Here is a 24,925-nt window from a genome sequence, read left to right on the forward strand (position 1 = left end):
GCTGTGTATCAAGCTGGGCGTCACCGCTTCGATGAGGTCCAGGTCAGCGGGATGTTCGGCTGTTGCGCCCCGGTCGGCGGGACGACGTACTTCTGCAGCGCGTAGCTCATCACATCGCGGAACACCGGTCCTCCTTGCAGGCCACCACCCCGAACGCCGTCGCTGGGGTCGTGCAGTACGACGTACGTCACGAACCGCGGGTTGTCGGCAGGAGCAAATCCGGCGAAAGAAGTCGCCCACTTGCCGTACTTCCCGGTCTTCGGGTCGACCTGCTGCGCCGTACCGGTCTTGCCGGCCACCAGGTAGCCGTCGATCGCGGCCTGCGGCGCGGTGCCCTTCTTCGCGGTCACCGCCTCCATCATCGTGGTGACCTCCTTGGCGGCCTTCTCGCTGACCACCCGGCGGGCCGGCGCGGTCTGGTTCGGCACCGTGGCGCCGTTCGCGTCGATGTAGTTACGGACCAGCTTCGGGGGGACGTAGACGCCGCCGTTCGCGACCGCGTTCACCGCGGCGGTCTCCTGGACGGCGTTCACCGACAGGCCCTGCCCGAACGCGACGTTCGACCGGGTCAGCTCGGGCCACTCGTCACCCGGGGTCAGCAGGCCCTTGGTCTCGCCGGGGAAGTTCAGGCCGGTCGGCTCGCCGAACCCGAAGTCGTGCAGGTACTTCACGAACTGCGGGATCGGCATCTGCTGCGCGGCGATGATCGTGCCGACGTTCGACGATTTCGCGATCACGCCGGAGATGGTCAGGTTGATCGTGCCGTGCGGCCAGTGGTCCTTGATGATCCGGCGCTGCACCTCGATGCTGCCGGGCACCGGGATCTTGGTGTTCAGGCTGATCAGGCCGGCGTCGGCGAGGGCGGCCATCGTGACCACCTTCTGCACCGAGCCCGGCTCGTAGCTGCGCTCCAGCGCCGGGTTGTTCAGGTCGGACGACGTGTACTTCTTGTTCGGGTCGAACGTCGGGTAGTTCGCCATCGCCATCAGCTCGCCGGACTTCACGTCCATCACGACCACCGTGCCGGAGCTGGCCTTGTACTGCTTCACCGCCTGCTCGATCCGCTTCTGCGCGAAGAACTGCAGGTCGGTGTCCAGGGTCAGCTGGACGCCGAGACCCGGCTTCGGCTCCTGCACGGTGTGGTTCGCGTTCGGGATTTTATTGCCCTTGGCATCGACCTCGTACATCGCCTGGCCGTCCTTGCCGGACAGCTTGTCGTTCAGGCCGTACTCGAGCCCGGACTGCCCCTTGCCGTCGGTCCCCGTCACCCCGACCACGGTCGCGGCGATATTGCCGTTCGGGTGGCTGCGGATCGGATCTTCCTCGGTGTACAGCCCGGCCAGCATCGGGGCCTGCTGTTCCGTCGGCTTGCCCTTGTTCTGCTCGGCGATCGGCACGTTCGCGGCCTTGATCTCGGCCTGGATCGCGCTCCAGATCGTCGGGCTCACCTGGCGCGCGAGTCGGGTGTAGCGGCCGGGGCCGGACATCGCGGCGACCAGCTTCGCGGTCGTCGTACCGGTCAGCTTCGGGGCCAGGATCGCGGCCAGCTGCTGCGCGACGGGCTTGGTCTGCTGCGGGTCCGCGGTGATCGCGACCGCGTCCTCGGTGACCGCCAACTCGACGCCGTTGCGGTCCTCGATAGTGCCGCGGTTGGCGTGCAGGATGTACGACCGGGCGTTCTCCTTGGTCGCGGCCTGCGCATAGCTGTCCGGGTCCACGCCCTGCAGCAGCACGAGACGCCCGGCGAACAGCGACAGTACGAACGCCATCACGCCGAACGTCATCCGCAACCGCAGCGCCGGCCGCCCAAGCCGCAACATCCGCGGCGCCTTCCGCACCTTCCGCTTCTTCGGCCGCGGCGCAGGCCTGTTCTGCGGCGGCCGCTTCCTCCCGGAGCTCTTCTTGACCGGCCGCGTCGCCGTCTTCTTGACGGGCCGCCCGGTCGTTGTCTTTGCAGCGCTCTTCTTGGCAGCAGTCTTTTTTGCGGCAGTCTTTTTGGCAGCAGGAGCCTGCTTGCGAGGAGTCGTACCACTCGGCGGCCGTTTCGCGGCGGCCTTCTTCACCGGGCGTGGTGCAGCCGCCGCCTGCGCGCGCTCCTGCTCCTCGCGGGCTTTGCGGAGGAGGCGTTCGCGGGTGGATTCGGGGCGTTGCGGGGCGTTGCGGGCACTGTCCGTAGCGGATGGACGACGGGGCTGAGCCTTGCTGGGCGGGTTACCCCGGCCCGGTGCGGCGCCGCGCTTGCGTGGCGGCGGCTCGTTTCCCCGTCGGTCCGTCATCCGATCATCCCCGTGTGGTCGTAGCAGGCTTCTTCGTCGTGACCGGCGGCTTCGCGGTGCCCGTCGGCGGCTTGGTCGTACTCGCGGGCGGCTTGGTGGTCCCGGTCGGCGGCTTCACCGGTGTCACCGGCTTGACCGGCTTCACCGGTGTGACCGGCTTGGTGGTCGTCTTGCCGGTCGGCGTGCCCGGGCCGAACATCGCCGTACCGGCCCCGGCCTTGCCCTCCGCCGGTACGCCGAGCACCCGGCCGTCGGACAGCCGCAGGAACACCGGGTTCGGGTTCGGCACCATGCCGAGCCGCAGCGCGCGGTCGGACAGGTTCTGCGGCGACTCCAGCGTCCGGACCTGCTTCTCCAGCTGCTCCTGCTGGTCCCGCAACTGATCGGCCTGCGAGCTCAGCTTGGTGATGTTGAACGTGCCGCTCTGCAGCTCGGTGTTCAGCAGCAGCAGACCGACCAGTCCGGCGGCCAGCAGCGACACCACGAAGATGACGAACGGCATCCGGGGCGGCCGGAACGGCGCGCCGTACACCACCCGCAGCCGCGGCTGCGTCTTCTTCGCCGGGACCGGCGTCACCCGCGCTTTCTGCGGGCTGAAGACAGTACTCATCAGGCGACCAGTCCCCTCTCCCGGATCCGCTCGGCCGCCCGCACGCGAGCCGAGGCGGCGCGCGGGTTCACCGCGACCTCCTCCTCGGTCGGCCGTTCGGCGCCCCGGGTCAGTAGCTTCAGATACGGTTCGTGCCCGGCCGGGATCACCGGCAGGTCGTCCGGTACGTCGGACTTGGTGCCCGGCGCGAACGCCTGCTTGGTGATCCGGTCCTCGAGCGAGTGGTAACTCATCACCACGATCCGGCCGTGCAGCGCCAGCGACTCGAGCGCGGCCGGCAGCGCACGACGCAGTACGTCGAGCTCGCCGTTCACCTCGATCCGCAAGGCCTGGAACGTCCGCTTCGCGGGGTGTCCCCCGGTACGGCGGGCCGCCTGCGGGATCGCGTTGCGCACCAACTCGCTCAGCCGCGCGCTGTTCGTGAACGGTTCGGTCTCGCGCTCACGCACGATCCGGTCCGCGATCCGGCGGGCGAACTTCTCCTCGCCGTACTGGAACAGGATCCGGGCCAGGTCGGCTGCGCTGTAGGTGTTGAGGATGTCGGCCGCCGTGGTCGGTCCGGTCGAGTCCATCCGCATGTCCAGCGGCGCGTCCTGCGCGTACGCGAAACCGCGCTCGGCCTCGTCCAGCTGCATCGACGAGACGCCCAGGTCGAACAGGATGCCGTCGATGGCCGGTATGTCGAGGTCCTCGAGCACCCGCGGCAACTCGTCGTACACCGCGTGCACGAGCGTGATCCGTTCGGCGTACTGCGCGAGCCGGTCGCCGGCCAGCCGGAGGGCGGCGGGGTCGCGGTCGAGCCCGATCAGCCGGAGCTCAGGGAACTGCCGCAGGAACGCCTCGGAATGACCGCCGAGGCCGAGGGTGGCGTCGACGACGACGGCGCCGGGACGCGCGAGCGCCGGTGCCAGCAGCGCGACCACGCGCTCCAGCATCACCGGCACATGCCGCTCCGCAGCGTCCATCTCGACCCTTCCCGTCACTTCCCTGCGCTTACCTGCGCGCTGTGGGAGCGACCCTGCCCCCGCAGGTCAATGTGTTGTGCGTAGACAGGACCGTCCGGTCAGATCGCGGGTACGCCTTCCGGGGAAGTACCTGCTGGTCTTGGCGCCGGGGAAGTGACGCCAACACTCCAGGTCGGAAGTCGGACCCGTGATCTCACCGGACGGTCGGTGTGTCGCGGTCCTCGCACACTGTTCAGCTTGAAGTTCAGAAGATGCCGGGCAGTACTTCCTCGGACAGGTCGGCGAATGCCTGCTCCTGCTCCTGCGAGTACCGGTTCCAGTTCTCCGTGTTCCAGATCTCCACCCGGTTCATCGCCCCGATGACGACGCAGTCGCGATCCAGTGACGCGTAGTCGCGCAGCATCGGTGGGATGGTGACCCGGCCCTGCTTGTCCGGCATCTCGTTCGAGGCGCCGGCGAACAACATCCGTAGGTAGTCCCGGGCACCCTTGTTGGTGATCGGAGCCTGCTTCAACTGCTCGGTCAGCTGGACGAACTCACGTTCCGGCCACACGGACAGCGATCGCTCCTGTCCACGCGTGATCACCAGACCGTCGGCCAGCTCGTCCCGGAACTTCGCCGGCAGGAACAGCCGTCCCTTGTCGTCGAGCTTGGGGAAGTGAGTTCCGAGGAACACGCTCCACCTCCCCGTTGCGGACTCTCCGACTCAGGCGGGTGTTTCCACCACTTCAGTTCCACTGCGCTCCACCTTACTCCACTTTCCACCACCGTCAACCAACTTCCGCCCCATTCCGCCCCCGCGCCGCCTGAATCCACGCTCAGCGCCCGCGTGTCGCTGCCGCCTCAACCTCCGGCGAACGCGCCGGTTCCGGGCGGTGTATTCAGGCGTGTGGAGCGTGGTGGAGGGGCCTGGTGGAGCGGAATGGAGGAGCCGGTGGAGGAAAGTGGAGGAAGGTGCGTACGGAAGCGATGAACTGTTCGTGGGCCCGAACCGTGAACCAGGTACGGATTCGCGGCGTCGTACGCCCCGCATGCTGCTTTTCCCGCCCGTACGCTTGGGGGGAATACTTTTCCGACCCGCCGTGAGGGCGTGTGCCGATGAACCCCGAGATGAACACCGAAACGCCAGGTAACGAAAGTCCCGCGGCTCTAGGCCGGACCCCTACAGCGGGTGAGAATGTGTCGGCAGTCAACGAATGGGGAGGACACAGAGTGAGCACCACCGCGACCAGCTCGCCGCTGGCAGGAGCCGGGGACTTCGACGAGCTGTCCGAGGTGGCGGGCCGTGTCCGCCGGGCCATGGAGCAGGTGATCGAGGGCAAACCCGACGTGGTCGAGGTCGCCATCACGGTCCTGCTGGCCGAGGGACATCTGCTGATCGAGGACGTGCCAGGCGTCGGCAAGACGATGCTGGCCAAGGCGCTGGCGAAGTCGATCGACTGCACCGTGCGCCGGATCCAGTTCACGCCGGACCTGCTGCCGTCGGACATCACCGGCGTCTCGGTCTTCAACCAGGAGATCCGCGACTTCGAGTTCAAGCCGGGTGCGGTGTTCGCGAACATCGTCGTCGGCGACGAGATCAACCGCGCCTCGCCGAAGACCCAGGCCGCGCTGCTGGAGTCCATGGAGGAGCGCCAGGTCACCGTCGACACCACGACGTACCACCTCGAGTCGCCGTTCATGGTCATCGCGACGCAGAACCCGATCGAGATGGAAGGCACGTACCCGCTGCCCGAGGCGCAGCGCGACCGCTTCATGGCCCGCGTCTCGATGGGCTACCCGGAGCCGGCTGCCGAGCTGCGGATGCTGGACGGGCACGCGGCCGACGACCCGCTGGCGAACCTCCAGCCGGTCACCGACGGCCAGCAGATCCTCCGGCTGGTGAAGACGGTGCAGTCGGTGCACGTGTCCGAGTCGGTCAAGGAGTACGCCGTTGCGCTCGTCGGCGCGACCCGCCGCTCGCAGGAGCTGCGGCTGGGCGCCAGCCCGCGGTCGACGTTGCACCTGATCCGGGCGGCCCGTGCTGCCGCCGCTCTCGATGCACGGGAGTTCGTACTGCCGGACGACATCCAGGAGCTCGCGGTACCGGTGCTCGCGCACCGTGTGCTGCCTGCGGCCGAAGCGCATCTCGGTGGGCGCGGTGCGTCCGACATCATCTCCGGGCTCGTGGCGAGCGTGCCGCTCCCCCGCACCCGCCGGGACTGAGACATGCGGCAGGCACTGCGCGGACTGACCACCAGAGGGCGGGCGTTCGTCGCGGCCGGTCTCACTGCTTCGCTGTGCGCGCTGCTGCTCGGCCAGAAGGACCTGCTGCGCGTCGGCATCCTCCTGGCCGCGCTGCCGGTCGTGGCGGCGCTCGTCGTCGGCCGGACCCGGCTGCGGCTGCAGGTACGGCGCAGTCTCGCGCCGGACCAGGTGCCGGTCGGGACGCAGGCGACCGTGGAGCTGACCTTGAGCAACCAGGGCCGCATGCCCGCGGGTCTGCTGCTGCTCGAGGACCGCATTCCTTATGTACTAGGTCATCGGCCGCGGTTCGTCGTCGACCGGGTGAGCCCGAACTGGCGTCGTACGGTCACCTATCCGGTCAAGTCCGACGTACGCGGACTGTTCCAGGTCGGGCCGTTGATGCTGACGGTGGCCGACCCGTTCGGGCTCGTGGAGACGAGCCGGACGTTCACGCGGAGCCAGCACCTGCTGGTCACGCCGCGGGTCTACAAGCTTCCCGAGATCCGGCTGGGCGCCGACCGGGCCGGGTCGGGTGAGAACCGGCCGCGGGCGATCGCGGCCGCCGGCGAGGAGGACGCGACGGTCCGCGAGTACCGCGACGGCGACGACCTGCGCCGGGTGCACTGGCGGTCGACCGCGCGACGCGGCGAGCTGATGGTCCGCCGCGAGGAGCAGCCCTGGCAGAGCCGGTGCTCCTTGTTCCTGGACGCGCGGACGATCTCGCACCACGGGCACGGTCCGTCGTCGAGCCTGGAGTGGGCGGTCAGCGCGGCCGCCTCGATCGGCATCGACCGGATGCGGCGCGGCTACGTCACCACGATGCTCGGCGGGCCGACCACGCTGTCCGCCATCACCCACCGGACTTCCGCGGCGGTGCACCAGCCGCTCACGCAGCAGCAGCTGCTGACCGAGTGCGCGACCGTCGAGGAGCACAAGTACGCCGAGCTCGGTCCGCTGCTGACCGTCGACCGGCACGCGCAGGAGCCGAGCCTCGTGATCGCGATCCTCGGCGCGTGCGGGACCGAAGACGTCACCGCCCTGAACCGGTGGCGGACCAGCCAGGCGACCGGGGTCGCATTGGTCCTGGACGCCGCCAGCTGGGCGGTCGGCGCCGAGGCGACCGAGAAGGCGGCTCGTCTGACCGCTGCCACAGACGCCACCGAGAACGAGCTGCGCCGGAACGGCTGGCGAGTAGCCAGGGTCCGCCGCGGCGACCACCTCCCCACCGTGTGGTCCGGCCTCGGACTACGGAGCGGAAGGATCGCATGACCGGCCACGCCAGGATTTCCATTGCTGCTTGGGGAGCGACCGTGCTCGGGTCGCTCGTGCTCACGCCGGTGTTCTCCGGGCCGTTCCTGTTCATCAGCGCGTTCGTGTGCGCGCTGGTGACCGGTGTCGGCGTCCTGTTGCAGAACCTGCGGACCCCGCGGATCGTCGTACCGATCGTCCAGCTGCTCGTGCTGATCGAGCTGCTGTCGCTGTTCTTCCTGCACAGCACGATGAAGTTCGGGCTGCTGCCGTGGAAGGCGACCGCGATCGAGTTCAACTCCCAGCTGGTCGACGCGATGGACTCGATCAACCGGTTCAGCGCGCCGCTGCCCCAGGACTCGCACCTCACCCTGTTCGCGGTCTCCGTGATCTCGGCGACCGGGTTCCTGATCCACGTCATCGCCGTACAACTGCGGCAGGCGGCATGGTCCGGCTTGCTGCTGCTGATCATGTACACCGTGCCGGCCGCGACGGTGCACGGCGGGCTGCCGTGGCTGCTGTTCATCCCGCCGGCGATCGGCTACATCGTGCTGCTGTCCGCGGAAGGCCGCAGCCGGCTCAGCCGCTGGGGCCGCCGGATCTCGGGCGTCTCGCACCTCGACGCGGCCGAGCCCGTCGAGGCGTCGGCGCTCGGTCAGGCCGGCCGGCGGATCGGACTGACCGTGGTCGCGATCGCCGCGCTGCTGCCCGCGTTGCTGCCGACGCTGCCGGAAGGTGTCATCGGCAACGGCCTGGCCGGCGGCGGGACCGGCAGCGGGGTCGGAGCGAGCATCTCGTCGACCGACCCGATGCTGGACATGGGCAAGAACCTGAAACGCGGCGAAAACGCCGTCGCACTCACCTACAAGGGCGGCCCGGCCGGCGGGACGTACCTGCGCCTGACCGCGCTCGACCTGTTCGACGGCAACACCTGGCGGATCGCGCCGCGCTCCGCCGGGCAGAAGCTGACCGGCGGCGACCTGACCCCGCCGCCGGGCTACACCGGTGACCTGACGAAGGTCCAGCAGTCCTCGATGGAGATCGACGTCACCCGGACGTTCCGCTCCCAGTTCGTCCCGGTCCCGTACCCGCTGCACTCGATCTCGCTGAAGCGCGACTGGCGGTACGACGCCGGCACGCTGGACGTGGTCTCGTCGAACGGGTCGATCGTCGGCGGCAAGAAGTACAAGCTGACGTCGTACGACCTGCAGCCGACGCCGGACCAGCTGCACGACTCGATCACCACCGGCGCCCCGGACCAGTACACGATGGTCGTGCCGCAGAAGACGCCGGCGACCATCAAAGCGAAGACGGCCGAGATCACCGCGGCGGCCAAGGACAACAAGTTCGAGGCGGCGGTGCTGATCCAGAACTGGTTCCGCAGCGGCGGCGGCTTCACCTACAGCACACAGAACGCCAAGGGCAGCGGGATGGCTGCGCTCGAGGACTTCCTGCTGAACAACCACGAAGGGTACTGCGAGCAGTTCGCCACCGGGATGGCACTGATGGCACGGATCATCGGGATCCCGTCCCGGGTCGGCATCGGCTTCCTGCCCGGCACCGCCGGCAAGGACGGCGAGTTCACGGTCAAGATGCACGACATGCACGCCTGGCCGGAGCTGTACTTCCAGGGCATCGGCTGGGTCCGGTTCGAGCCGACGCCGTCCGCGCGGGTTGCGGCCACGCCGAACTGGACGGTCGCCTCGACCGAGGGCCCGACCAGCCCGACAACCGCGCCGACCAACGTGCCGACCACGCCGGGCGACAAGGAAACCCCCGGGATCGACAAGCCGAAGACCGACCCGAACCTCCCGAACGACAGCGGGACCGCGATCGTTGACACCGGCAACTGGTTCACCAACGGCGGCGCCAAGGCGATCGCCGGCGGGCTCGGCGTGGTCCTGCTCCTGTGCATCCCTTGGCTGGTGCGGACCCTGACCCGCCGACGGCGGTTCCTGCGACCGCCGGGACGTGCCGGAGCCGAAGGGTTGTGGGCCGAGATCCGGGACACGTCGCGGGATCTGGGCCTCGACTGGTCCGACATCTCGACACCACGGCAGGCCGGCCAATGGCTGACGTCCCAGCTGCCCGAGGACACCCATCCGGCCGCGCGCCGGGTGGCCCGCGGGATCGAGGCGCTGCGGTACGCCGGGGACGCGGATTCCGAGCTGGACCTTCGCGACGACGCATCCGCCGTACGGCAAGCGCTGTGGTCGCGTGCACGAGCTCGTCGCCGCTGGCGGGCGCGGCTGTTGCCGCCGTCCTGGCGCTGGTACCTCAGCCGAGGCACCACCGAGGCGTCCGATCTCCTGGACGAGTTCGACCTGCTGCTTGCCCGGCTCCGCTCGTTGATCCTCCCGAAGCGGGCGCATACCAACTAGCTACAGCGGGATCTGGTAGAGGATGAATCCCCGGTTCTCGGCCACCTGGTCGTAGAGCCGGCGAGCCGTGGCGTTGGACTCGTGCGTCGACCAGTAGACGCGGCCGCACGCCCGCTCACGAGCCCAGTCGGTGACGGCTTCGATGAGCGCCCGCGCCACACCACGTCGACGGGCCTCCGCTGCGGTGAACAGGTCTTGCAGGTAGCAGGAGTCGGGCGCCGTCGTACTCGCGTGCGTCAGGAAGTGCACGATCCCGACCAGCTGTCCGTCCAAGCGAGCCCCGAGCGCGTGGACCTCCTCGTCGCGCTCGAACCTGGCCCACGCGTGGTCGAAGAACTCGTCCGGCATCGTGCGGCCGTAGAACTCGTTGTAGCCGGCGAACAGGGTCTGCCAGGCGTGACGGTCAGCTGGCTCGAGGCGTCCGATGATGAGCATGGGTGAACAGTGCCACGCTCACGGGCCGACGGGTGAGCCAAAAAGAACCACACTCGTTCCACCAGGGCACGGGTGTGGTTCCAGGTCAGAGTCGGCGGGCGGTCAGAGGTCCTCGTCGCGGCGGCGGCGCCAGCGGTCTTCCATGCGCTCCATGAAGCTGCCGGACGAGTCGTGTTTCGTCCGGTGCCGTTTGGTCGGCGGAGGCGGCGGGATGTCGTCGGACTCTCCCGCGTTGCTGATCCGCTTCATGCTCAGCGCCGCGATGTACAGGCAAGCCACCATCATCACGAAGCCGATGACCCCGATGATGGTGTTGGGGATGATCGCACCGGTCATCAGCACCACGATGCCCAGCACGAATCCAACGCCGGCAAGCACTGCCCGGCGCTTGTAGTACAAGCGCACATTGGTCCCACGCATGGCGGAAACGAACTTCGGGTCTTCCGCAGCAAGGGCACGTTCGAGCTGCTCGAACTGGCGCTGCTCTTCTTCCGAGAGGGGCACCGTCGATCCCTCCATGATGAGCGCGATCTCGATAGGCCGCCTCCAGTCTAGGCCGCGCCCGCGTCACACGAAACCCTGACCGGCTGTCCAGCGCGTCACGGTCCGGCAACTGCCCCGGCCAGACCGGTCCCAAACCTGTGTCCTTCGGCGTGTCGCTCACAGCCGGTTGACGGCAACCATTCCATTCAGCGTGCCGCGGGTAGTCCGCTCGTCACCCTCCGTCGCGAAGCCCCAACTGGTGACTCAGCGGGTGGCGAGGATGTGCAGCTGGGTCGCCAGCGCGCGGAACGCCGGATGCTGACTGGCGGCCCGCTCGAGCTCGGCCAGCGAATCGGCGGCTCCCGGCTCGGAGTCGACGAATGCGGACGGCACCAGATCGGCGAACGTCCGGACGCCGTGCACGGTATGCACCATGAATCCGGCATCGGCCAACTGCCGCGTGATCCCGGCCTCGTCGAACCGCCGCGGCATCGGATCGGTAGGACCCCAGCGCCCGTCCGGGTCCTGCAGCGCGACCCGCGCCTCGGCCAGGTGCCCGGCCAGCGCCCGGGCCAGGACGACCGCGTTGCGCTGGGCAACCAGCAGACTCAGTACGCCGCCTTTCCGCAGCACCGACGCCATTGCCTGCAGCGCCTGGACCGGGTCGTCGACGACCTCGAGCACCCCGTGGCACAGGACGGCGTCCGCGCTCGACTCCCCCGCCAGCCCGGGGAGCTCGGCCGCGTCGCCCTGGACGCCGCGGACCAGTTCGCTCACGCCTTCGTCGCGGGCGCGGCGCTCCAGTGAGGCCAGCGCGTCCGGGCTCGGGTCGACCACCGTCACCCGATGGCCCTCGGCCGCCAGCGGTACGGCGAACCCGCCGGTGCCGCCGCCCAGGTCGACGATGTCGAGTCCGGCACGGTCTGGTCCGTCGGCGCGATCGGTTCGCTCGCGGCCCGCCAACGCGACCCGCAGCGCCTCTCCCACCAACGCCGTCCGCACGCTGCGCCGCCGCCGCTCCACCATCAACCCTCCAGCCGGTCCCCCATCACCACTCCACCGCGCCACACCCTACTTCCACCGCGCCCCGGCCATCCCGCCGACCGTCGTAAGCAGTTCATAAGTCCTGGGATCTATCGCCGGAGGCGCCGGAGGACGACTCTCGGAGACAAGGGGAGAGCCGATCACCAGGGAGGGATCATGGCCATCTTCAGCAAGTCCTTCGACGAGCCGGACGAGCAACGCTCACCGGACAAGACGCGCGTCGACGTCGTCAAACTGCCGGGCGCGAGTGTCGCCCGGATCACCTTCCAGCCCGGCTGGCGCTGGTCCGAGTGCATCCGTCCGGTCATCGGCGGGGACTCGTGCCAGGTCCGCCACGTGGGAACCCTGCTGTCGGGCGAGATGGAGGTCGTCCACGACGACGGCACCAAGGCGAATCTGGTGCCGGGGATCGCGTACGTCATCGAACCCGGACATGACGCCTGGGTCGTCGGCAACGATCCGGCGGTCAGCCTGGAGTTCGAGTCGCTCGCAGCGGAGACGTACGCCAAGGCCTGACACACCGGCCGGTCCGGCTGAGGCAGCAATCGGAGGGAGCTGCTGCCTCAGGACAGGGCTGCCTCAGGACGGGGTGCGGCCGATGACGTACAGACGGCGGGTGGTTTCGGCGCGGGTCGTGATCGGCCCGCGCAGGTACCACTCGGTGTCGGTGAGGCCGGCGGCTTCGACAACGCTCACGATGTACGCCGGGTCGTGCAGGACGTAGTCGAGGTTGACCTCGTGGCCGAGCAGCTCGTCGACGTGACTGATCTCCTCGCCGGCATGCAGCGCGAGCACCAGCCAACCGCCCGGGTCGAGCGGACGTGTCAGCGCCGAGATCGCGTCGGGGAGTTCGGACGCGGCGAGGTGGATGAGCGAGTACCAGCCGAGCACCGCCGCCCAGCCGGAGCTCGTCGGCGGGCGGCCGAGGCGGCGCAGGTCGCCGACCTCGAACCTCAGGTGCGGGAAGCGCCGACGGGCCTCGGCAACCATCTCCGGCGACAGGTCGACGCCGGTGGCATCCGCGTCCCGATCGGCGAGGTACGCCGTGACGTGGCCCGGGCCGGAGCCGACCTCCACGACCGGACGACCGTTGGCGTGGGCAATCACCCGGTCGAGCAGCCAGCGTTCGAACGGCAACGCGTCGAGCTCGTCCAGCAACTCGTCCGCGTACGTCGTCGCCACCGCGTCGTACGCCGAACGCACGCGGGCATCACGCTCGTCCGCACCGTCGGCGATGACCGTGTCCCGGTCGACGCTCTCGACGACGGCAGCCGCCTCCGCCTCGGACACGGGGCCGAGGAGGTGGATCCAGCGACGATCGTGCTGCCCGACGCGGCGTTCCAGCTCGCGCACCAGCGGCTCGGGGCGGGCGGCCATCCGTCGCAGGCACGCTTCGACGTCGCTCCGGTCCTCGAACTTGTGCAGCCGCTCGGTCCGTGTCCGCAGTTCGCCGGGCGCCTGGGCGCCGCGCAGCAGCAACACCGTGATGAGCGCCCGCTCGTCCTCCTCGAGCTCGAGCTTCTCGTCGAGGATCTGGTGGTACTTCAAGGTCCGCCGGCCGACGTCGGCCCAGACGATCCGCAACAACTCCCGATCGCGCAGCGCCCGTGCGGTCCGCTCCACGGTGCCTTGGTCGTAGTCGACGACCGGATCCCGGTTACTGGTCTGATTGCAGGCCGTCCGCAACGCGTTCGCCGTCAACGGGTACGACGCCGGCACCGTGGTCTGCTTCTCCAGCAAGCTCCCGAGAACCCGCTGCTCCTCGACATCCAACACCGGAAGTCCGCTCACCCCGCCGACCTTAGACGCTGTCCGGCCGACCTTTGAACACCTTTCGGTGACTCAGCTCTGCGACTCAGCCGGGTTGGTAGGTGTCCGGGAGGGTCAGCGGTTCGAACGCGGTGCCGTTGCAGGTCGGGCACAGGAAGTCGGATCGGATGCCGGACTGGATCTCGGATTGGATGCCGGAGCCGGCGCACTGGGTGCACAGGCCGTCGTGCCAGGAGTCGCCGGACAGGGCCTGATGAGGTCTTGGGTAGTGCGTGTCCGGCAGGTAGCACTCGGCGCTGGTGAGGGCATGGACACGACCGCACAGGTCCTTGCCCAGCCCTCTCGAGGGTTCGCTCACGGTCGGGATCTCCTCAACTGCGGGGGTGAATCTAGCTGGCTTGCATCCAGGGCTGGGTGAGGACGGACTGGGGGTCGGTGGTCGCGGTGAGGACCGGGGTGGTGGAGAGCCGCAGGCTGGCTTCCACCTGGGTGTAGAAGGTGTCGACGGCGCGCACCAGGTCGTCTGCCTCGCGGGTGCTGACGGCGCGCTCCAGGCCTGCCTCGGCGGCGGCGCGCTGGGCGGCGCCGGCAGCGAAGAACGTGGCCCATTCGCCGAACTCCGGCGCGACCTCGGCGAGCAGCACCCAGGCGTTGCGCTGGATCCGGCGGCGGCTGCTCGAGCGGACCGGACGGGCGCGGACGGCGAGCACCGCGGCCGCGACCCGGAGCGCCGCGACGTGAGCGCTCGAGTAGCGGATCAGGTGGTCGCTGGTCTCGGTTGCCTCGGCCAGGGCGGCGCGGGCACGGGACAGCTCTCGGCTGGCCGCGCCGGCCGCGGCCGGCGATACCGGTGAAACAGTCATCGGTCGGTCACCCTCTCCAGTTGCCAACGGCCCGAGTCCGGGTCGTTGGCGAGATCGAACATCTCCTGCCGTCCATACCTTCCGCAGCCGGCTTCGACGCGGAAGACGGTCCGCTCCGGTCCCCAGTCGGCGTCCAGCACTCCGACCGCGGCCGGGGTCCTGTCGTCCGGTGCGGGGAGCGTGGCAGCGGGGCGCGAACGGGGGTTGGCCGCCGCTGCCACGCCGGCTGGGTGCGTCCGGGTCGGACGAGAGGTCGTGCGAGCCCCCGAGCAAGCCTCGGCGACGGTGGCCGCATCGATCCGCGCCAGCGAACCGGCGTAGGCGCGGGGGTCGTGGGTCTGGCCGGTGCCGATGACGCCGCGCTCCCACCAGGCGGCAGTCTCGGTCCACTGGGACCTGATCGCGCGGACCCGCCAGAGCCGGCCGCGCCAGAGGAACTGGTCGGGGGTCTGCACACCGTCCACGGGCACCGTGTGCACCTCGACGGCGTCGTCGAACTCCCACATGCTCCATCGCCTCCTGTTCGTCCCCGGCTCTGCTTCAGATCTGGCCCGCTTCTGCCAACGGTGTCGAGGGCCGGGCCCCGAGCCGGCGGCCCGGCGGGTGGGCACGGGGTGGGGGTCGAGGACCACCCCGGTGCCCGGCCCGCCGGGACCACCGGATTCCGATGCGGCCGCAACTCCGCACCGGAGCCGTTCAGCTGTCCGGCTCACCTCGGTCCGGCCTCCCGACGAAACCGGGGCCGAGGTAATCGAACATCTGTTCGAACAAGGGAAGGGTAGCGTCGCCCGCCGACAGTCGTCAACGGTCCGTAAGGTCGGCGCGTCGCCGCGGGGCTGTTCCGGCCGACAGACTGGAAGCACCGAGGCGAAGGGACGCACGATGCGGAAACGGACAGCCGGAATCGCCGCGGCGGCGGTCGCCGTCGTGGTGGCAGCGGTCGCGCTGCCGCTCTTCCAGCCGTGGCGGCTCGCCACCGACAAGTTCGTCGACGAGGCGTTGCCCGGCGCTGTTCCGATCTCCACGACTTCATCGTCGACGACGCCACCGACAGTTTCCGTCGAGCCGAAACAGCCGACCCAGCAACCGAGGCCGCAGCCGAAAGTTCTGCTGACCGGAAAGCTGATCACGCACGAACACAGGACATCCGGCACAGTCGCCGTACTCGCGCTCCCCGACGGCAGCCGCATCCTCCGCCTCGAGAACCTCGACACCTCCGACGGCCCCGACCTGAAGGTCTGGCTGAGCGACGCAGCGGTCGTCCCCGGCCGCGCGGGCTGGCACGTCTTCGACGACGGCCAGTACCGCAGCCTGGGCAGCCTCAAGGGCAACCACGGCAACCAGAACTACGCAGTACCCCACGACCTGAAGCTGGAGAACTTCCGCAGCGTCGCAATCTGGTGCGACCGTTTCAACGTCTCGTTCGGCGCCGCCGCCCTCGCCTAAGCAGCCCTCCCGTCCGATGTATGCGTGATGGTGGCCGCATCCGGGGAGCCCACGCATGGGTCACAAGAGTGGTTATCCCCTCGAGTGGAGGGTTCTCTGTTGGTATGGGAGGGGAGAACCCCCAACGCGAGGGGATAGCCAGCCCTGTGACACCTCCGGAGGCGAGGGCGTCCAACCCACCCGCGGAGGCGTCGGAAGTGCCGCATAGGCTCATGAGTGTGAGTAGTCATCCCAATGTGCAGAAGGTGGCGGACGCCCTGGCGGCGGCCGGCGCTACCGGTGAGATCGTGATTCTGGACGAGGCGGTGCCGACTGCGGCGGCTGCGGCGGCGGAGCTCGGGTGCGCGGTCGGAGCGATCGCGAACAGCCTGATCTTCGACGGCGACGGCGCCCCGGTGCTGATCCTGACCTCGGGCGCGCACCGGGTGGACACCGCCAAGGTCGCGGCCGAGCTCGGGATCGGGAAGCTGAAGCGGGCCACGCCGGAGTTCGTCAAGGAGCACACCGGTCAGTCGATCGGCGGCGTCGCCCCGGTCGGGCACCCGGGCCGCGTTCCGACGTACGTCGACACCGCCCTCGAGCAGTACCCGGTGATCTGGGCCGCCGCGGGCATCCCGCACTCGGTGTTCCCGACGACGTACGCCGAACTCCTCGAGCTGACCGACGGCACGCCCATCACCGTCAACTGACGACTACCGATTCAGCACGGCGGGAATCGCGGTCCGCACGAAGCGCCGGGTCAGCCCGGCGCGGGTGTGCCGCCACCAGGGACCGGTCCGCACCTCCTCCGGGTGGTAGCGGCGCCGCCTGATGTCCTCGACGACGTCCGCGGGCGCCCCGAGGCGGGGCAGCACGTCGAAGGCGGCGCGCTTGGTGATCAGGTCGCCGGTAGCCAGCGTGACGTGCGCGCGGGCGATCGTGAGCAGGCTGAGATCGACCCAGATGTCGTGGTACCAGGGCTCTCGCTTCCGCGCGACCGGCAGCCAGAACTCCCGCAGGTCGCGGCGGATGAACGCGAACAGTTCCTCGTCGGTGGTCGCCGGCAGCAACTGGTCCGGGGCCGGGCCGTAGAGCGTTCGGTTGCCGATGGCAAGCTCCCGGCGGGTCACCGGCGTCACCGGGCGGTCGAAGTACCGGCCCTGTGCGAATGTCGGGTGCCGGGCCGAGAGATCGGCTAGCTGAGACGTCAGCATGTAGGAGCAGTGCAGCTTGGCGGCCAACGGGTCCGCGCGGATCAGCTCCCGATGCATCTCGGCCACAGCCGGCGAAGGCGGTGCGGAGACGACCGCGATCACGTCGAGGTCGCTGCGCCCCAGCTGGTAGTCCCCCAGTGCCAGTGAGCCGTGCAGCCAGACCGCCTCGATGGCGGCGACTTCGCGTACGGACGTGACAAAGCCGCCCAGCAAAGGCTGGACGGCTTCGTCGATCACGGCAGACAGACTAGACGGCTGGTCGGACGTCCACGTCGGCGGCCCGTACGTAGGCCATCCGGTGGCCGAACCAGATCTGGTAGTACTTGTCCTTCCCGAGCACCTGGACGTGGTCCGCCGGCGGCTCTCCGGCGAACGTCACTGCGCGGTAGTAGTCGGTCTCGATGTTCAGGTCACCCACCGGGTAGGCCTGCCCCTCGCCGATCGAGTACTGCAGCGGCGTCACCGTCTGGTAGGGAATCCCGGCCGGGTACGCCGACTGCTCCGGGTACGCACGCCCGTACACCGGCACCGACGTGAGACCGGCCTTCGGCTTCACGACCAGACCCGGTTTGGCGAACGCGTCCGGTGCGGACGCCGGGCTCTTGAACCACGCCAGCGCGCCCAGGTACCACACAGCTACCCAGTCGCCGTCCCGCTGCGCCACGACGTACTCCGAACCCGCTGCGGCTCTGGAGCCCATGTCGGAGACCTCAGTGGTGCCGTTGGAACCGTCCGGATGCAGACCGAGGTCCTTGACCAGCGGAGCGTTGTCGTTCGCAGCCTGGCGCAGGTAGATGAAGTTGGTGGCCTGCGGCTTGCACGGCGTCCCGGGTGTGTCGCAACTGTTGACGACCTGGACGTTGCCCGCGAAGCCCGGCTTGATGGTGACGATCGACCCCGGCTTCACCGGCAGCACCGACTTGCCCCAGATCGGCGCGCCGATCAGGTCCATGTAGTGCTCCCAGTCCCAGTACGGTCCCGGGTCCCAGTGCATGCCGCGGACCGTGGACGGGACCGTGCCCGGCACCTGGTCGTGGCCGATGATGTGCGCGCGGTCGAGCGGGATGTTGTTCTTGACGGCCAGGTAGCGCACCAGCTTGGCCGAGTTGCGGTACAGCGACTCGGTGTACCAGGTGGCGCCCTGGGCCGCGAAGCCCTCGTGCTCGATGCCGATGCTGTGCATGTTCACGTACCAGTTGCCGGCGTGCCAGGCGACGTCCTTGGCCTTCACGTGCTGCCAGACGTGGCCGTCCGACGAGCGCATCGTGTACTGCCAGCTCACGTACGTCGGGTCCTGCACCAGGTTCAGCACGCCCTGCCAGGTGCCCTCGGTGTCGTGGATGATGATGTAGTCGATCTTGCCGGTCTTCGGCCGGTTGGCGAGGTCGTGGTTGCCGTAGTCGCCGTCACCGAACTCCGAGTACGGCGCGGGCAGCCACTCGCAGCCGAGCGTCGGCGGGCACTCCACGTCGGACGTGGACGGCTGCACACCGGCCGGCAGCGACAGCTTGCTGAGCTGCGACTTGTCCGGCGTCACGGCGAGCGCCGGCATCACGATCTGCTGGCCCGTGTTCGTCGTACGGGCCGCGCCCTTGGCCAAGATCGAGTAGACGTCGTCGGCGAAGCCGCCCGCGCCGACCTTGTCCGGCGCCTCGGCGTACGACGCGACCGCGCCGTACCACTGGGCCGGTGAGGTCTCCGCGCCGACCGGGAGGCCGAGCGACTTCTGGTACGACGCCAGCACCGCGGCACCACCGTTGATGTTGGCGGTGACGTCTTTGCGCAGCGCGCTCTCGTCGATGCCGGTCAGGTCGGACGCCTTCTGCAGCGTCTGCAGCGACTCGGCCGTGGCGACCTTCTGCTTACCGGACAGGTCCTCGACCTCGGAGTCCCCGAGCGCGGTGAGGTGCATCGGGCCGTAGCCACCCGTGGTGCTCGGCGCACCGGCGTGGTCGTCCCAGCGGGACTCGGCGTACGAGACGGCCAGCAGGACCGACTCCGGTACGCCGTACTTCGCGGCGGCCTGACTGAACGCCGACGCCGCATCGGGCGGTGCGGCCTGGGCTGGTGGACCTCCCAACGACACGCCGACCAGGGCGGCCGGCAGCGCTACCGCAGCGAGTGCGGCAAGAATCTTCGGACGACGCAGCATGATTGTTCTCCTGAACCCGTAGGGCGGGTGCCGGTCACACAGACTGGCAGCCTAGTCACTGTGGGTCGGGGCGACGCGGATGTCAACGGTTAACCAAAACTCACCTCGTCGAGTTCGATACTGACGAAATCATGCCGGTGCCGAGGGTTACGGAGTACGACGATGGAAGCGCTGCCGTTGGCAGTCACGACAGGCTGGGCCAGTGGGGTGAACGCCTATGCCTGCGTGCTGATTCTCGGTCTGCTCGGCCGGTTCGCGGGCGCCGACGACGTACCGCACTCGCTGACCACGACCCCGGTCCTGATCGTCGCGGGCGTGCTGTTCGCGGTCGAGTTCGTCGCCGACAAGATCCCGTACGTCGACTCCGCGTGGGACGCGATCTCGACCGTCGTCCGGCCCGTGATCGGTGCTGTCCTCGCCGCGCTGATGTCCGGTCAGGCGAGCACGCTGCAGCAGGCCCTGATCGCGACGACCGGCGGTCTGGTGGCGCTGCTGTCGCACGCGGTGAAGGCGAGTCTGCGGCTCGCCATCAACACCTCGCCCGAGCCGGTCACCAACATCGCCGCGTCGTCCGGTGAGGACGTCGCGGTCGCCGGCGTGATGTCGTTGGCCGCGTTCCACCCGGAGATCGCGCTCATCATTGCCGGAGTGCTGCTGCTCCTCGGACTGCTCGGGGTGTACTTCGCGTTCAGGTTCATCCGGCGCGGGTATGTCAGATTCAAGGCTTGGCGAGAGAAAAGTGTTGCCTGATGGCGAATGTGATTGTCGTGGGGGCTGGTCTGGCCGGTCTCGCGAGTGCGGTGCGGCTGGCCAAGCTCGGCCACCAGGTGACCATCTGCGAGCGCAACGAGCACCTGGGCGGCGCGCTCGGCCGCGTACAGGCGGACGGGTTCACCTGGGACGCCGGAGCCGCCAGTACGACGCTGCCGGCCGCGCTGCGTGACCTGTTCCGCAAGAGCGGCCGTCCGATCGAGAGCCTGGTGCAGCTGGACCCGGTGTCCGAGCCGCGTCGCCACATGTTCGCTGACGGCTCCGTACTCGACCTGCCCGTCAGCGACCGCGGCGCCCAAGAAGAGGCATGGACCGACCTGGCGGGTGCACCTGTGGCCGCGCAGTGGACCGCACTGGTCGACGCGTACGGCGACACGTGGCAGATCCTCCGCAAGACCTCACTGGAACCACCGCTCGAGGACAAGCTGCCGATCAAGACCATCCGCGCGCTCAAGCCGTGGCAGTCGCTGGAGAAGGTCGCGCAGCGCGAGCTGACCGACGACCGTTCCCGTGCGGTACTACGGCACTTCGCAGCCCAGGGTGGATCGGAGGCCAGCCTCACGCCGGGGTACGTCGGCGTCTGGTCCTACCTGGAGCGCACCTTCGGCCGCTGGACGATCGCAGGTGGTTTCGGCGCGCTGGCCGACGCCCTGGTGCAACGGGCCAGCGAGCGGAAGATCACTGTGCGCACCAGCGCCGAGGTGGTCGCCGTCTCGACCTCTGGTGGTGCAGTGACCGGCGTACGGCTCGCTGACGGTGAGGAGTTGCTCGCAGACATCGTCGTGAGCGACGTCGACCCACGGATCCTTTACGAGTCCTTCGTCGACGATCCGGTCGCCAAGAAGGCACGCAAGCGGATCCTCGCCACACACCAGGCACAGGCGGCGTACGTCGTACATCTCGGTCTGAAGGACCCGGTGCCGCAGCTGCCCTTCGAGACCGTGCTGCACGGGACGCCGACCGTCGTCGTCCGCACAGGTGGTACAGCACCCGCCGGGCACCAGGCCTGGTCTGTGCTGGTCCACGGCTACCCCACTGACGACGTACTAGACCTCTTGGTCGCGCGTGGCCTGCCTATCCGCGAGAACGTGGTGTCGCGGCAGACGTCGCCGTCCTGGTGGGCCGGAGTGGCCTGGGAGGGCTACAAGACCGCCCGCCGCCGGGCCACCAACGTGTCACCGGTGAAGGGCCTGTACTGCGTCGGCGCGGGCGCGCACCCGGGCTCCGGTGTGCCCGCCACCACACTCGGCGCAGCGATCGTGGCCGACGCCATCGGGAAGGCCTGAGACCGCTGTGTGGTTGGACAAGGAAGCCAACTAAGATTGGTTGTTCCTGTGTTCTGAGTCGGGGCGGGTCCCGGCCGTAGAGAGGACCTCGGTGGATCAAACCCCCACATCGGCCGATCACGACAATGCTGAGAGGGCTGAGCGGGCTGAGCTGGCGGCAGAGCAACACCATGTCGACCGGGTGTACGGCCGGGTCGAGGAGGCGGCGCGGTCCGCGTCCCGGATCGCGGTCGAAGGCCACCAGCGCGGTCAGGCGCAGAACGTCGGGCGTGTCCGCGACGAGGAGCAGACCGGTCTGTACGAGCGCGACGTGCTGGTGTTCGCCGCCGCCCGCCGGATCGCCGAGCTGGACGCCGAGCACGAGGGCCTGGTATTCGGCCGGCTCGACTCCGACCACGGCGACGACGAGCCGGCCGCCACGACCGCGGCCGAGCTCGAGAAGCTGTACGTCGGCCGCATCGGTGTCCGCGACGCCGAGTACGAACCGCTGGTGATCGACTGGCGCGCGCCGGCGGCCGAGCCGTTCTACCGCGCCACCCCGACGGACCGGCAGAAGGTCGTCCGGCGTCGCGTGCTGCGGAACAAGGGGGCGCGGATCGTCGGCCTCGAGGACGACCTGCTGGCGCCGGAGCGAGCGCCGGAGGACCTGCCGGTGATGGGCGAGGGCGCGCTGATGGCGTCGCTGTCGCGGGCCCGTGGGCACACGATGCGCGACATCGTCGCCACCATCCAGGCCGAGCAGGACGAGGCGATCCGGGCACCAGCTCGTGGCGTCACCGTCATCGGCGGTGGACCGGGTACCGGCAAGACAGTGGTCGCTCTGCACCGCGCGGCGTACCTGCTGTACAGCGACCGCAGGCGCTTCGAGCGCGGCGGCGTACTGGTCGTCGGACCGTCGGCCGCGTTCATGGCCTACATCGAGCGGGTGCTGCCGAGCCTCGGTGAGAACACGGTCTCGCTGCGTGCTGTCGGCGAGCTCGTCGACGGTGTGAAGGCCACTGCGGTCGACGACGCCGCAGCGGCTGCCATCAAGGGTTCGCTGCGGATGCGTGCCGTGCTGTCACGTGCCGCCCGCGACCGGGTGCCGAACGCGCCGACGAACCTGCGGGTGTTCCTCGGCGGCGCGACCGTCGAGCTCGACGCCAACCAGCTCGACAACGTACGCCGGAACGCGCTGCGCCGTACGGCCCGCAACCGGGCCGCCGCTGAGGCACGGAAGGGCCTGATCGCCGCGCTGTGGCAGCGGTTCCCGGAGGACCTGCGCAACGGGCCTCTTGGAGACCGTGAGGCGTTCGGCGACCGAGTCACCGACACCCCGGCGTTCCGCACGTTCTTCAGCCAGTGGTGGCCGGTGCTGACCCCAGAAGCGGTACTGCGCTGGCTCGGTGACGCACGCCGTCTCCAGCGCTGGGCTCGCAATGACCTGACCCCCGCTGAGGTCGACGCGCTCGCTACGGCAATCCGTACGACCGACGAGTTCACCATTGCCGACGTCGCGTTGCTGGACGAGCTGACCGCGTTCCTGGGACGTCCTCCGATCCAGGAGAACACCGACGAGGAGTTCGACTGGCTCGAAGGGCTGTCGGACGGCGTCAACGAAGTACTGACCAGCTCCGAGCGCCGGGCCCGGGCTGCGGCGGCACGGGAGGCGGAGGAGCCGGAGGAGTACGCGCACGTGCTGGTGGACGAGGCGCAGGACCTCTCCCCCATGCAGTGGCGGATGGTGACGCGCCGCGGACCGCAGGCCAGCTGGACGATCGTCGGCGACCCGGCGCAGAGCTCCTGGCCCGACCCGGACGAGGCGCGGGCCGCGATGGACTCGATGCTGTCGCACCTGCAGCGGCACGCGTTCCGGCTGTCCACCAACTACCGGAACTCGGCCGAGATCTACTCGTTCGCCGGTGAGGTGATCCGGCAGTCCATCCCGGACGCGGACCTGCCGAACGCGGTCCGCAGTACCGGAGTGGAGCCGGAGCACCGGATCTTCGACGCCGGCAAGGTCGCTGAGGCGGCCGGCGACGCGGCGGTGGAGCTGCTGCAGCTGGTCGAGGGCACCGTCGGCGTCATCGTGCCGCCGGCGCTCCGCCCGGTCGTCGATCCGGTCCTCGCCGAGCTGAACGACCCACGGGTCATCGCCGTCAGCCCGCTCGACTCCAAGGGCCTCGAGTACGACGCCGTGGTCGTCGTCGAACCGGACCGGATCGTCAGCGACACGCTGGGCGGCGTACGAGCCCTCTACGTGGTCCTCACCCGCGCCACCCAGCGCCTGATCACCGTCAACAGCACGACCCGCTGGCTGCCCTCCTAGGCACGCGGTACGACGTACGACACGAGGTCGGCGTCGTTGGCCGAGAGGTCGGCCCAGCGGGTGGTGAGGTGCAGGATCGTGAGGCCCGTGGTCGGGTACTTCTGGGTGAGCTCGACGCGCTCTGGACTGGTGCCGTCCAGGGCGAGCTCGTCGGCGAGCCACGGGATGCCCGGCGCGTGGCCGACGACGACCACGGTGCGGGCCTCGGCCGGGGCTTCGTGGATAGCGTCCAGGATGCCGTCGGTGTCGGCGTTGTAGATGCGCTTGTCGTACCAGACGTCCTTCGCGGTGACGCCGGCGTCGGCGACGTACTTCCACGTCTCGCGGGTGCGCTTCGACGGCGAGCACAGGACCAGGTCGGCCTCGATGCCTTGGGCAACGAGATGCCGGCCGGCGGCGCCCGCGTCGGCGCGGCCGCGGTCGGCCAGCGGCCGCTCCAGGTCAGGCATCGTCTCGGGCGGCACCGCCTTGGCGTGCCGGAGCAGGACGAGAGTGCGATCGATCAGCAGGTCCGACGGGTCAGCCATTGCGTCAGGATACGACGGACGCCTTGAGGTTGCGGAAGACCTGCCTCGTCGCCGTGGATCTGTTCAGGGTGATGAAGTGGATGCCGGGGGCGCCGCCGGCCAGCAAGCGTTCGCACAACTCGGTCGCGATCTCGATACCGACCTCGCGAACGGCGGTCGGCTCGTCCTCGACGGCGAGCAGCCGGTCGGTGACGGCGGCCGGCAGCGCCATGCCGGTGAGGTCGGCCATCCGCTGGATCTGCTTGATGTTCGTGACCGGCATGATGCCCGGCAGCACCGGGATGTCGCAGCCTAGCGCGGCGGCCCGGTCGACGAGCCGGAAGTAGTCGTCGGCGCCGAAGAACATCTGCGTGATGGCGTAGTCGGCGCCGGCCTGGGCCTTCGCGGCGAGCACCTGCGCGTCCGCCTCGAGCGTGGTCGCTTCCGGATGCTTGTCCGGGAAGGCAGCGACGCCGACGCAGAAGTCGCCGAGCGAACGGATCAGCTCGACCAGCTCGATGGCGTGGTTGAGGCCCTCGGGGTGCGCGACCCACGGCTGGTTCGGCCCGCCCGGCGGGTCGCCGCGGAGCGCGAGCATGTTGCGGACGCCGGATCCGGCGTACGCGCCGATCACGGAGCGGAGCTCGTCGCGGGAGTGCGCGACGCAGGTCAGGTGCCCGAGCGGCGTCAGCGACGTGTCCTGCGCGACCCGCTCGGTGACCCGGATGGTGCCGTCACGCGTGGTCCCGCCGGCGCCGTACGTGATCGAGACGAAGGTCGGCCGCAACTGCTCGATCTCGCGGATCGACCGCCACAGCACCTCCTCCGCCTCGGGCGTCTTCGGTGGGAAGAACTCGAACGAGAAGGACCGGTCTCCGGACGCGAGCAACTCACGGATGGTCGGCGCACCGCCGGGAAGCGTCGAGGGAAGACCGTTGGCCATGGCGATCAGGTTACCCGGG

24 protein-coding genes are annotated in these 24,925 nt (G+C 69.3%); 9 read left to right on the forward strand and 15 right to left on the reverse strand.

What is annotated here, in order from left to right:
- Positions 1 to 20: 20 nt before the first annotated feature.
- From ACLJOO_RS15145 to mraZ, 4 genes are all read right to left on the reverse strand, one after another.
- On the reverse strand, positions 21 to 2,276 hold the full coding sequence (locus tag ACLJOO_RS15145; RefSeq protein WP_410787729.1) for a peptidoglycan D,D-transpeptidase FtsI family protein: 2,256 nt from the start codon (positions 2,274 to 2,276) through the stop codon (positions 21 to 23).
- Positions 2,277 to 2,280: 4 nt separating this feature from the next.
- The gene (locus tag ACLJOO_RS15150; RefSeq protein ID WP_410787730.1) at positions 2,281 to 2,886 is read right to left on the reverse strand and encodes a hypothetical protein; all 606 of its coding nucleotides are present in this window, start codon (positions 2,884 to 2,886) and stop codon (positions 2,281 to 2,283) included.
- Positions 2,886 to 3,851: a 16S rRNA (cytosine(1402)-N(4))-methyltransferase RsmH gene (rsmH, locus tag ACLJOO_RS15155; protein ID WP_410787732.1), complete on the reverse strand. Its 966-nt coding sequence runs from the start codon at positions 3,849 to 3,851 to the stop codon at positions 2,886 to 2,888. The genes ACLJOO_RS15150 and rsmH overlap by 1 nt, the downstream gene beginning before the upstream one ends.
- A gap of 244 nt (positions 3,852 to 4,095) precedes the next feature.
- A complete protein-coding gene (mraZ, locus tag ACLJOO_RS15160) occupies positions 4,096 to 4,527 on the reverse strand; it encodes a division/cell wall cluster transcriptional repressor MraZ (RefSeq protein WP_131341982.1) in 432 nt (143 codons plus the stop codon).
- A gap of 590 nt (positions 4,528 to 5,117) precedes the next feature.
- Here mraZ and ACLJOO_RS15165 point away from each other — a divergent pair.
- Genes ACLJOO_RS15165 through ACLJOO_RS15175 form a run of 3 tightly spaced genes read left to right on the forward strand, consistent with a single transcriptional unit; the run spans position 5,118 to position 9,706 of the window.
- Positions 5,118 to 6,056: an AAA family ATPase gene (locus ACLJOO_RS15165; protein WP_410788676.1), complete on the forward strand. Its 939-nt coding sequence runs from the start codon at positions 5,118 to 5,120 to the stop codon at positions 6,054 to 6,056.
- Between the two features lie 3 nt (positions 6,057 to 6,059).
- Positions 6,060 to 7,346 carry a DUF58 domain-containing protein gene (locus tag ACLJOO_RS15170; RefSeq protein WP_410787734.1) on the forward strand — a complete coding sequence of 429 codons (1,287 nt, stop codon included), beginning with the start codon at positions 6,060 to 6,062 and terminating at the stop codon, positions 7,344 to 7,346.
- 41 nt (positions 7,347 to 7,387) lie between these two features.
- Complete coding sequence (locus tag ACLJOO_RS15175; RefSeq protein ID WP_410787735.1) at positions 7,388 to 9,706, forward strand: transglutaminaseTgpA domain-containing protein; 2,319 nt, start codon at positions 7,388 to 7,390, stop codon at positions 9,704 to 9,706.
- On the opposite strand, the gene ACLJOO_RS15180 is transcribed toward ACLJOO_RS15175, so the two are convergent.
- From ACLJOO_RS15180 to ACLJOO_RS15190, 3 genes are all read right to left on the reverse strand, one after another.
- Positions 9,707 to 10,141: a GNAT family N-acetyltransferase gene (locus ACLJOO_RS15180; RefSeq protein ID WP_410787737.1), complete on the reverse strand. Its 435-nt coding sequence runs from the start codon at positions 10,139 to 10,141 to the stop codon at positions 9,707 to 9,709.
- Between the two features lie 102 nt (positions 10,142 to 10,243).
- A complete protein-coding gene (locus ACLJOO_RS15185) occupies positions 10,244 to 10,645 on the reverse strand; it encodes a DUF3040 domain-containing protein (RefSeq protein ID WP_238150981.1) in 402 nt (133 codons plus the stop codon).
- A 243-nt stretch (positions 10,646 to 10,888) separates the two neighbouring features.
- Positions 10,889 to 11,650 carry a class I SAM-dependent methyltransferase gene (locus tag ACLJOO_RS15190; protein ID WP_410787738.1) on the reverse strand — a complete coding sequence of 254 codons (762 nt, stop codon included), beginning with the start codon at positions 11,648 to 11,650 and terminating at the stop codon, positions 10,889 to 10,891.
- A gap of 174 nt (positions 11,651 to 11,824) precedes the next feature.
- On the opposite strand from ACLJOO_RS15190, the gene ACLJOO_RS15195 reads away from it, so the two are divergent.
- Positions 11,825 to 12,184 (forward strand): cupin domain-containing protein, encoded by a 360-nt coding sequence (locus ACLJOO_RS15195; protein ID WP_410787740.1) that lies wholly within the window; start codon positions 11,825 to 11,827, stop codon positions 12,182 to 12,184.
- Between the two features lie 63 nt (positions 12,185 to 12,247).
- Here the strand turns inward: ACLJOO_RS15195 and ACLJOO_RS15200 are convergent, their stop codons facing one another.
- The 4 genes from ACLJOO_RS15200 to ACLJOO_RS15215 all read right to left on the reverse strand — a co-directional run bounded on the left by ACLJOO_RS15200 (position 12,248) and on the right by ACLJOO_RS15215 (position 14,807).
- Entirely contained in the window at positions 12,248 to 13,459 is a 1,212-nt protein-coding gene (locus ACLJOO_RS15200) for a DUF480 domain-containing protein (protein WP_410787742.1), read from the reverse strand.
- A gap of 64 nt (positions 13,460 to 13,523) precedes the next feature.
- Entirely contained in the window at positions 13,524 to 13,796 is a 273-nt protein-coding gene (locus tag ACLJOO_RS15205) for a hypothetical protein (RefSeq protein WP_410787744.1), read from the reverse strand.
- A 31-nt stretch (positions 13,797 to 13,827) separates the two neighbouring features.
- The gene (locus ACLJOO_RS15210) at positions 13,828 to 14,301 is read right to left on the reverse strand and encodes an SAV_6107 family HEPN domain-containing protein (protein WP_131342000.1); all 474 of its coding nucleotides are present in this window, start codon (positions 14,299 to 14,301) and stop codon (positions 13,828 to 13,830) included.
- The gene (locus ACLJOO_RS15215) at positions 14,298 to 14,807 is read right to left on the reverse strand and encodes a DUF6504 family protein (RefSeq protein WP_410787745.1); all 510 of its coding nucleotides are present in this window, start codon (positions 14,805 to 14,807) and stop codon (positions 14,298 to 14,300) included. Before ACLJOO_RS15215 ends, ACLJOO_RS15210 begins: the two co-directional genes overlap by 4 nt.
- Before the next feature lie 376 nt (positions 14,808 to 15,183).
- On the opposite strand from ACLJOO_RS15215, the gene ACLJOO_RS15220 reads away from it, so the two are divergent.
- Positions 15,184 to 15,747, forward strand: coding sequence for a DM13 domain-containing protein (locus tag ACLJOO_RS15220; RefSeq protein ID WP_410787747.1), 564 nt, complete (start codon positions 15,184 to 15,186; stop codon positions 15,745 to 15,747).
- Between the two features lie 212 nt (positions 15,748 to 15,959).
- The gene (locus ACLJOO_RS15225) at positions 15,960 to 16,436 is read left to right on the forward strand and encodes a YbaK/EbsC family protein (protein ID WP_410787748.1); all 477 of its coding nucleotides are present in this window, start codon (positions 15,960 to 15,962) and stop codon (positions 16,434 to 16,436) included.
- A 3-nt stretch (positions 16,437 to 16,439) separates the two neighbouring features.
- Here the strand turns inward: ACLJOO_RS15225 and ACLJOO_RS15230 are convergent, their stop codons facing one another.
- Positions 16,440 to 17,177: a hypothetical protein gene (locus tag ACLJOO_RS15230; protein ID WP_410787749.1), complete on the reverse strand. Its 738-nt coding sequence runs from the start codon at positions 17,175 to 17,177 to the stop codon at positions 16,440 to 16,442.
- Between the two features lie 10 nt (positions 17,178 to 17,187).
- On the reverse strand, positions 17,188 to 19,092 hold the full coding sequence (locus tag ACLJOO_RS15235; RefSeq protein ID WP_410787751.1) for an N-acetylmuramoyl-L-alanine amidase: 1,905 nt from the start codon (positions 19,090 to 19,092) through the stop codon (positions 17,188 to 17,190).
- A gap of 162 nt (positions 19,093 to 19,254) precedes the next feature.
- Between ACLJOO_RS15235 and ACLJOO_RS15240 the strand changes: the two genes are divergently transcribed.
- From ACLJOO_RS15240 to ACLJOO_RS15250, 3 genes are all read left to right on the forward strand, one after another.
- Positions 19,255 to 19,842, forward strand: a complete 588-nt coding sequence (locus ACLJOO_RS15240; RefSeq protein WP_410787752.1) for a DUF4126 domain-containing protein — start codon at positions 19,255 to 19,257, stop codon at positions 19,840 to 19,842.
- Entirely contained in the window at positions 19,842 to 21,149 is a 1,308-nt protein-coding gene (locus ACLJOO_RS15245; protein WP_410787754.1) for a phytoene desaturase family protein, read from the forward strand. Before ACLJOO_RS15240 ends, ACLJOO_RS15245 begins: the two co-directional genes overlap by 1 nt.
- A gap of 91 nt (positions 21,150 to 21,240) precedes the next feature.
- A complete protein-coding gene (locus ACLJOO_RS15250; RefSeq protein ID WP_410787756.1) occupies positions 21,241 to 23,457 on the forward strand; it encodes a HelD family protein in 2,217 nt (738 codons plus the stop codon).
- On the opposite strand, the gene ACLJOO_RS15255 is transcribed toward ACLJOO_RS15250, so the two are convergent.
- Together ACLJOO_RS15255 and metF are read right to left on the reverse strand one after the other, a co-directional pair.
- Positions 23,454 to 23,984 carry a SixA phosphatase family protein gene (locus ACLJOO_RS15255; RefSeq protein ID WP_410787758.1) on the reverse strand — a complete coding sequence of 177 codons (531 nt, stop codon included), beginning with the start codon at positions 23,982 to 23,984 and terminating at the stop codon, positions 23,454 to 23,456. The two genes, ACLJOO_RS15250 and ACLJOO_RS15255, sit on opposite strands and share 4 nt — an antisense overlap.
- Positions 23,985 to 23,988: 4 nt before the next feature.
- Positions 23,989 to 24,906, reverse strand: coding sequence for a methylenetetrahydrofolate reductase [NAD(P)H] (metF, locus tag ACLJOO_RS15260; RefSeq protein ID WP_410787760.1), 918 nt, complete (start codon positions 24,904 to 24,906; stop codon positions 23,989 to 23,991).
- Between the last annotated feature and the right edge of the window lie 19 nt (positions 24,907 to 24,925).

Origin of the sequence: Kribbella sp. C-35 (assembly GCF_046549195.1) — a bacterium.
GTDB lineage: Bacteria > Actinomycetota > Actinomycetes > Propionibacteriales > Kribbellaceae > Kribbella.